The organism is Duganella sp. GW821-FHT07G03 (assembly GCF_059418605.1).
The window spans coordinates 142,195-150,143 of the sequence record NZ_JBWKQE010000016.1; the positions used below are offsets into that span (position 1 = coordinate 142,195).

The 7,949-nt window shown below is 63.4% G+C and carries 7 protein-coding genes; 6 read left to right on the top strand and 1 reads right to left on the bottom strand.

The annotated features are described in order from the left end of the window. Positions 1-118: 118 nt before the first annotated feature. Positions 119-1,159, bottom strand: a complete 1,041-nt coding sequence (locus AC07OK_RS20205; RefSeq protein ID WP_494691966.1) for an MBL fold metallo-hydrolase — start codon at positions 1,157-1,159, stop codon at positions 119-121. 87 nt (positions 1,160-1,246) lie between these two features. Between AC07OK_RS20205 and AC07OK_RS20210 the strand changes: the two genes are divergently transcribed. The 6 genes from AC07OK_RS20210 to AC07OK_RS20235 all read left to right on the top strand — a co-directional run bounded on the left by AC07OK_RS20210 (position 1,247) and on the right by AC07OK_RS20235 (position 7,866). After that, positions 1,247-1,654 carry a MerR family transcriptional regulator gene (locus tag AC07OK_RS20210; RefSeq protein ID WP_116991385.1) on the top strand — a complete coding sequence of 136 codons (408 nt, stop codon included), beginning with the start codon at positions 1,247-1,249 and terminating at the stop codon, positions 1,652-1,654. 112 nt (positions 1,655-1,766) lie between these two features. After that, on the top strand, positions 1,767-2,951 hold the full coding sequence (locus AC07OK_RS20215; protein ID WP_116991384.1) for an isovaleryl-CoA dehydrogenase: 1,185 nt from the start codon (positions 1,767-1,769) through the stop codon (positions 2,949-2,951). Between the two features lie 74 nt (positions 2,952-3,025). Next, positions 3,026-4,849 (top strand): bifunctional isocitrate dehydrogenase kinase/phosphatase, encoded by a 1,824-nt coding sequence (gene aceK, locus AC07OK_RS20220; RefSeq protein WP_494691967.1) that lies wholly within the window; start codon positions 3,026-3,028, stop codon positions 4,847-4,849. Next, on the top strand, positions 4,842-6,041 hold the full coding sequence (locus tag AC07OK_RS20225) for an acetyl-CoA C-acyltransferase (protein WP_494691968.1): 1,200 nt from the start codon (positions 4,842-4,844) through the stop codon (positions 6,039-6,041). Before aceK ends, AC07OK_RS20225 begins: the two co-directional genes overlap by 8 nt. A 4-nt stretch (positions 6,042-6,045) precedes the next feature. Then, entirely contained in the window at positions 6,046-6,714 is a 669-nt protein-coding gene (locus tag AC07OK_RS20230) for an SDR family oxidoreductase (protein WP_494691969.1), read from the top strand. 24 nt (positions 6,715-6,738) lie between these two features. Then, a complete protein-coding gene (locus AC07OK_RS20235) occupies positions 6,739-7,866 on the top strand; it encodes an acyl-CoA dehydrogenase family protein (protein WP_494691970.1) in 1,128 nt (375 codons plus the stop codon). The last annotated feature ends 83 nt before the right edge of the window (positions 7,867-7,949 follow it).

Below are 7,949 nucleotides of genomic sequence, written 5' to 3' on the forward strand. Positions count from 1 at the left end.
GCCGAACTTTATTCGGTTTCCTACTACCAAACGGACCGAAGCCTCGGAGCCGTTTACAGTGGAAATAGTGAAGTTATTACAATAACACCGCTACTAGTTTACGGCCACACTTTCAACGCTACGCGAGGCGGAAACGTATGATGCCGTCCACCCCTGTTTCACGGCGCACGATACCGTCGTGCCACAATTTGTGCAAATGGGCCAGCGCCTCGCCCAGCGCAAAGCTAAGCTGGTGGGCGTCTAGCGGCCGTTTGAACATCATCGGCACGATGTCGGCCGCCGACTGCCAATCGCGGCAGGCGTCGACCACCTCGGCCAGCCGCTCGGCGTGGTGTTGGCGCAACTGGTCGATGCGGGTATGCACCCCCCGGAACGGTTTGCCGTGCGAGGGCAATACCAATACATCGTTCGGCAAGTCAACAAACTTGCTCAATGAGTCAAGATACAGCGTCAGTGAGTTGGCCTCCGGTTCCACCGCGAAAACCGACACATTGGTGGAGATGCGCGGCAGCACCATATCGCCGGCGATCAGCACGTTCAGTGCCTCGCAATACAGCGAAGCATGCTCGGGGGCATGGCCGAAGCCGGTAATCACCCGCCAGCGATGGTCGCCAATCGCAACCAACTGTCCATCCTGGATGCGGGTGTAGGCGGCCGGCACCGACGGTACCAGGGTCGGGTAGTAGTTTTTCCGGCTAGCCATCTTTTCCAGCATGTCCGGCGCGCGCAGGCCGTGGCGCTGGAAATGCGGCAGCGCCGCCGAACCGTCCACGCCCGGCAGCGCGGCCGACATCATGCGCGCGAAGGCGTATTCGCCGGTGGTGGTCCACAGCGGCGCGTCCCAGCGGCGGCACAGCCAGTCGGCCAGGCCGATGTGGTCGGGATGGCAATGGGTGGCGAACACGCGCCGGATCGGCAAGCCGTCCAGGCCATTTTCGAAGATGGCCTCCCAGGCGGCGCGGGTGGCGTCGCCGGCCACCCCGCTGTCGACCACGCTCCAGCCCTCGCCGTCGCGCAGCAGCCACAGGTTGATATGATCCAGCGCAAACGGCAGCGGCATGCGCAGCCAGCGCAGGCCGGGGACGATCTGGTGCACGGCGCCGGTGGCCGGGATGGTGTCGCCCAGCGGGTAGTCCAGTTGCAGTTCGAGCGGGTTCATTTTTCTTCTTTCAGGAAGTCAGGCGCGCTACAATGTGCTTGACGTTGACGTAAACGGAAATTGTACGACTTTACCGCAAACCCAGAGATGCCCAACACTTACACCATCACCGAACTGGCCCGTGAATTCGACATCACGGCGCGCGCCATCCGCTTTTACGAAGACCAGGGCCTGCTGAGCCCGTCCCGCGAAGGCGCGGGCGGCCGCAACCGCGTCTACACGCCGCGCGACCGCACCCGCCTCAAGCTGACCCTGCGCGGCAAGCGCCTGGGGCTGTCGCTGTCGGAGATCAAGAGCCTGGTCGACATGTATGAATCGCCGAAGGACACCAGCGCCCAGATGAACCGCTTCCTGGGCGTGTTGGCGCAGCACCGCGAAACGCTGGAACAGCAGCGCGAGGACATCGAAATGTCACTGGCCGAAATCACCGCCCACGAGGACGAATGCAAGCGCCTGCTGGCCGCCATCGGCGAACCCCGGCCGGCCACCATCTAACAAAAATAACAATATTGCGTGACGGCCCACCGTCACCGCTGCTTTACGTTTACGTTAACGTCACACCGGCGTATTATTGACGCTTCCATCAAAACACAAGAATGAGGACGACATGCTCCATCTCCCAGGCCTGACCTTTGACCACGGCGAAGACATCGCCGCCCTGCGCGAAGCCGTGCAACAGTTCGCCGCCGCCGAAATCGCGCCGCGCGCCGCTGAAATCGACCGCAGCGACCAGTTCCCGATGGACCTGTGGCGCAAGATGGGCGATCTGGGCGTGCTCGGCATCACCGTCGGCGAAGAATACGGCGGCGCCAACATGGGCTACCTGGCCCACATCGTCGCGATGGAGGAAATCTCGCGCGCCTCGGCCTCGGTCGGCCTGTCCTACGGCGCCCACTCGAATCTGTGCGTCAACCAGATCAAGCGCAACGGCACCGAAGAGCAAAAACAAAAATACCTGCCGAAGCTGATCTCCGGCGAACACGTCGGCGCCTTGGCGATGTCCGAGCCGAACGCCGGTTCCGACGTGGTCAGCATGAAGCTGCGCGCCGACTTCAAGGGCGACCGCTGGGTGCTCAACGGCACCAAGATGTGGATCACCAACGGCCCCGACGCCGACGTGCTGGTGGTCTACGCCAAGAGCGACCTGGAAGCCGGCCCGAAAGGCATGACCGCCTTCCTGATCGAGAAAGACTTCAAGGGCTTCTCCGTGGCCCAGAAGCTCGACAAGCTGGGCATGCGCGGCTCGCACACCGGCGAACTGGTGTTCGACAACTGCGAAGTGCCGGCCGAGAACGTACTGGGCGGCCTGGGCAAGGGCGTCAACGTACTGATGTCCGGCCTGGACTTCGAGCGCACCGTGCTGTCCGGCGGCCCGCTGGGCATCATGCAGGCTTGCATGGACGCGGTGGTACCGTACATCCACGACCGCAAGCAATTCGGCCAGCCGATCGGCGAATTCCAGCTGATGCAGGGTAAGATTGCGGACATGTACTCGACCATGATGGCGTGCAAGGCATATGTGTACGCCGTCGGTCAGGCCTGCGACCGGGCCAAAACCCCGGAAGCGGTCCGCCAGTTGCGCAAGGATGCAGCGGGAGCCATTTTGTATAGCGCAGAAAAAGCGACCTGGATGGCCGGCGAGGCGATCCAGACGCTGGGCGGCAACGGCTACATCAACGAGTATCCGGTCGGCCGCCTGTGGCGCGACGCCAAATTGTATGAAATTGGCGCCGGCACCAGCGAAATCCGCCGCATGCTGATCGGCCGCGAACTGTTCGCGGAAACCAAGTAAGCATCGCGTGTGCGTGCGCTGGCCCGGCGGCTGTATTCCGCTGATAGCCAGCTAACGCACACCAGGGCTGACCCATGATCCAGGCTGCTTTCCCCAAACTGCTGCGCTCGCAGATCGCGTTCGACATCGCCCGCACCATCCGCGACGGTTTCGACAAGCACTACCGCTTGTTCCGGCTCACCAGCCAGCAGGCCAAGCAGCATTTCGAGCAGGGCGCCTGGCGCACCGCGCAGCAGGCCGCGCGCGAACGCATCGACTTCTACGACCGCCGCGTGCAGGAATGCGTGCAGATGCTGGAAGACGAGTACGACCCGGCCGAACTGACCGACGAAGTGTGGCGCGAACTCAAGCTGCACTACATCGGCATGCTGTCCGACCACAAGCAGCCCGAGCTGGCCGAGACCTTCTTCAACTCGGTCTGCTGCAACATCCTGCACCGCCGCTACTTCCACAACGAATTCATCTTCGTGCGCCCGGTGGTCTCCACCGAGTACATCGAAACCGAGGAAATCGCGCCGACCTACCGCGTCTACTACCCCGGCACCGACGGCCTGCACTACACGCTCAAGCGCATCATCACCAACTTCCAGCTGAGCACCAGCTTCGCCAACCTGACGCGCGACGTGGCGCAGATCGAAGGCCGGCTGCGCACGCTGTTCGGCGGCATCAAGCTCGAGCCCAACCACCAGATCCACGTGCTGTCGAGCCTGTTCTTCCGCAACAAGGGCGCCTACATCGTCGGCAAGGGCATCAACGGCAACAAGGAATATCCCTTCGTCGTGCCCATCCTGCACAACAAGCACGGCGAGCTGATACTCGACACCGTGCTGTTCGACCAGGAACAGATCACGGTCCTGTTCTCGTTCACGCGCGCCTACTTCCTGGTCGACATGGAAGTGCCGTCGGCCTACGTGCAGTTCCTGCGCACGCTGCTGCCGCGCAAGCCGCGCAGCGAGATCTACACCATCCTCGGCCTGCAAAAGCAGGGCAAGACGCTGTTCTACCGCGACTACCTGCAGCACCTCAAGCATTCGTCCGACCTGTTCGACATCGCGCCCGGCATCCGCGGCCTGGTGATGCTGGTGTTCGCGCTGCCGTCGTTCCCGTATGTGTTCAAGGTCATCAAGGATTTCTTCCCGGCGCCCAAGGAAACCACGCGCGCGCTGATCAAGGAAAAATACCTGCTGGTGAAACACCACGACCGCGTCGGCCGCATGGCCGACACGCTGGAATACTCCAACGTCGCCTTCCCGCGCCACCGCTTCAGCGAAGAGCTGATCGCCGAGCTCAAGCATTTCGTGCCGTCGCTGCTGGAAGAGGAAGGCGACCAACTCGTCATCAAACACCTGTACATCGAGCGGCGCATGGTGCCGCTGAACATGTGGCTGACCAACGCCGACAACGACAATGACGAAGTGCAGATCGAACACGGCGTGCTCGAATACGGCAACGCCATCAAGGAACTGGTGGCCGCCAACATCTTCCCCGGCGATATGCTGTACAAAAACTTCGGCGTCACGCGCCACCAGCGCGTGGTGTTCTACGATTACGACGAAATCGAATACATCACCGACTGCAATTTCCGCGTGATCCCGGAAGCCCGCACGGAGGAAGAGGAAATGGCCTCCGAGCCGTGGTACCCGATCGGCAAGTACGACGTCTTCCCCGAGCAGTTCGGCCGCTTCCTGCTGGGGAACGCCAAGATCCGAAAATATTTCATGAAGCACCACAGCGACCTGCTGACGCAAGCCTGGTGGCAGGCGCGCAAGCAGCGCATCCTCGAAGGCCATGTGGAAGACGTCTTCCCGTATCCGCAGCACATCCGATTTTGCAATCAACACACCACCCCACCGGCGGCAATCCAGCCGCCATTTATGGAGACTCTAGAAAATGAATGATCCTATCGTAATCGTCGGTGCAGCCCGCACCCCCATGGGCGCCTTCCAGGGCGACTTCTCCAGCAAGGTCGCGCACGACCTGGGCGCCGTGGCGATCCAGGCCGCCGTCGAACGCTCCGGCATCGATGGCAAGCTGGTCGAGCACGTCTACTTCGGCAACTGCCTGATGGCGGGCCAGGGCCAAGCGCCGGCGCGCCAGGCGCTGTTGAAGGCCGGCCTGCCGACCTCGACCGGCGCCGTCACGCTGTCCAAGATGTGCGGCTCGGCCATGCAGGCCGCGATCTTCGCGCACGACCAGCTGATCGCTGGCAGCGCCGAGGTGGTGATCGCCGGCGGCATGGAATCGATGACCAACGCGCCCTACCTGGTGCCGAAGGCGCGCGGCGGCTACCGCATCGGCCACGGCATGCTGTTCGACCACATGATGTACGACGGCCTGGAAGACGCCTACTCGCGCAACGAGAAAACCGGCGAAGGCCGCTCGATGGGCACCTTCGCCGAAGAGTGTTCGGCCAAATACGAGTTCACCCGCGAAGCGCAGGACAACTTCGCCATCGAATCGGTCAAGCGCGCGCAAGTCGCCACCAATGAAGGCTACTTCAAGTGGGAAATCGCGCCGGTCACCGTGACCACCCGCGCCGGCGACACCGTCATCGACAAGGATGAAGGCCCGCTCAAGGCCAAGATCGACAAGATCCCGACCCTGCGTGCCGCGTTCAAGAAAGACGGCACCATCACCGCCGCCTCGTCGTCGTCGATCAACGACGGCGCCGCCGCGCTGGTGATGATGCGCGAATCGACCGCCAAGAAACTGGGCCTGACCGTGATCGCCAAGATCCACGGCCACGCCACCTTCGCGCAGGAGCCCAACCTGTTCACCACCGCACCGATCGGCGCGGTCGAAAAACTGTACAAGAAAATCGGCTGGGGCACCAAGGACGTCGACCTGTTCGAGATCAACGAAGCGTTTGCCGCCGTGCCGATGGCCGCCATGCGCGACCTCGACATCCCGCACGACAAGGTCAACATCCACGGCGGCGCCTGCGCGCTGGGCCATCCGATCGGCGCCTCCGGCGCGCGCATCATCGTCACCCTGATCGGCGCGCTGAAGCGCACCGGCGGCAAGAAGGGCGTGGCGGCGCTGTGCATCGGCGGCGGCGAAGCGACCGCCATGGCCATCGAGCTGGCGTAAGCGGATGGCGACGGCACTGATCATCGGCGCCTCGCGCGGCATCGGCCTGGAACTGGTACGCCAGTACCTGGCCGACGGCTGGCGCGTGATCGCCACCGCGCGCAAGGCGGAAGACATCGACGCGCTGGCCGCGATGGGCGCCGAGGCCCACGGGCTGGACGTGACCAACGTCGAGGCGGTTGCGGGGCTGGGCTGGAAGCTGGACGGCGAGGAGCTCAACGTGGCCATCCTCAACGCCGGCGTGTACGGCCCGCGCCACGACGGCTTCCCGCTGCAAACCGACTTCGACACGGTGATGCACACCAACGTGCTGGCGGCGATGCGGCTGCTGCCGATCATCGCGCCGATGGTGTGCGCGACGCGCGGCAAGCTGGCAGTGCTGTCGTCTAAGATGGGTTCACTCAGCGAGCGCGGCAATCCCACCGGCTCGCTGTACCGGGCCAGCAAGGCTGCGCTCAATTCGGTGCTGATCGACACGGCGCTCAGCTTCGGCAAGCAGGGCGCCACCTGCGTCGCCCTGCATCCGGGCTGGGTGCGCACGGACATGGGAGGTGGCGGCGCCGATCTCCCGGTGGAACAAAGCGCGGCAGGCATACGCGCAACGCTGGCGGCGCTACCCGCGTCCGACCAGGCGGTGTATCGCAACTACGATGGCACAAGCATCGGCTGGTGATTCAATAACGATAAACGAGACAATATGATACTGAGCGAAGAACACGAAATGATACGCGACGCCCTGCGCACGTTTGCGCGGGAGCGCCTGGCGCCCAACGCCGCCCGCTGGGACAAGGAGCACCACTTCCCGAAAGAGGAGTTGAAGGAGCTGGCCGCGCTGGGCGCGTTCGGCGTCGCGGTGCCGGAGGCCTTGGGTGGCGCCGGCATGGACTACGTGTCGCTCGCGCTGGTATTGGAAGAGATCGCGGCGGGCGATGGCGGCACCTCCACCATCATCTCCGTCAACAACTGCCCGGTGTGCAGCATCGCGATGATGTACGCCAACGACAAGCAGAAAGAGCAGTGGCTGCGTCCGCTGGCGCAGGGCGAGATGCTGGGCGCCTTCTGCCTGACCGAGCCGCACACCGGCAGCGACGCCGCCGCCCTGCGCACCACCGCCACGCGCGAAGGCGACGAGTATGTGATCAACGGCGTCAAGCAGTTCATCACCAGCGGCAAGTATGCGGACGTGGCGATCGTCATGGCCGTCACCGACAAGGCGGCCGGCAAGAAGGGCATCAGCGCGTTCTGGGTGCCGACCTCGGCGCCGGGCTACATCGTGGCGGGGCTGGAGCAGAAGATGGGCCAGCACTCGTCGGACACGGCGCAGATTCTGTTCGAAAACTGCCGCATCCCGGCGGAGAATTTGATCGGCGAAGAAGGCCAGGGCTACAAGATCGCCTTGTCCGGCCTGGAGGGCGGCCGCATCGGCATCGCCTCGCAGGCGGTGGGCATGGCGCGCGCCGCGTATGAAGCGGCGCTGGCCTATGCACGCGAGCGCGAAAGCTTCGGCAAGCCGATCTTCGAGCACCAGGCGGTGCAGTTCCGCTTGTCGGACATGGCGACGCAGATCGAAGCGGCGCGCCAGCTGATCCGCCATGCGGCCTCGATGAAGGATGCGGGCTTGCCGTGCCTGAAGGAAGCGGCGATGGCCAAGCTGTTCGCGTCCGAGATGGCGGAGAAGGTGTGCTCCGACGCCATCCAGGTGCACGGCGGTTACGGCTACGTGTCCGACTTCCCGGTGGAGCGCATCTACCGCGACGTGCGCGTGTGCCAGATCTACGAAGGCACCAGCGACATCCAGAAACTGCTGATCGCCCGCGCACTGTAAAAACCCGGGGTCAAGTCCTGAACCTTCCCCTCAAATTTCTTGTAAACATTTGAGGAAGCTGTTAACTTTCTATCTTAAAAACG

What these genes read in the sequence shown, in the direction of transcription:
- AC07OK_RS20210 (WP_116991385.1), top strand. Translation starts at nt 1,247, where the DNA reads ATGCCCAACACTTACACCATCACCGAACTGGCCCGTGAATTCGACATC.
- AC07OK_RS20230 (WP_494691969.1), top strand. Translation starts at nt 6,046, where the DNA reads ATGGCGACGGCACTGATCATCGGCGCCTCGCGCGGCATCGGCCTGGAA.
- AC07OK_RS20215 (WP_116991384.1), top strand. Translation starts at nt 1,767, where the DNA reads ATGCTCCATCTCCCAGGCCTGACCTTTGACCACGGCGAAGACATCGCC.
- AC07OK_RS20205 (WP_494691966.1), bottom strand. Translation starts at nt 1,159, where the DNA reads ATGAACCCGCTCGAACTGCAACTGGACTACCCGCTGGGCGACACCATC.
- AC07OK_RS20225 (WP_494691968.1), top strand. Translation starts at nt 4,842, where the DNA reads ATGAATGATCCTATCGTAATCGTCGGTGCAGCCCGCACCCCCATGGGC.
- AC07OK_RS20235 (WP_494691970.1), top strand. Translation starts at nt 6,739, where the DNA reads ATGATACTGAGCGAAGAACACGAAATGATACGCGACGCCCTGCGCACG.
- aceK (WP_494691967.1), top strand. Translation starts at nt 3,026, where the DNA reads ATGATCCAGGCTGCTTTCCCCAAACTGCTGCGCTCGCAGATCGCGTTC.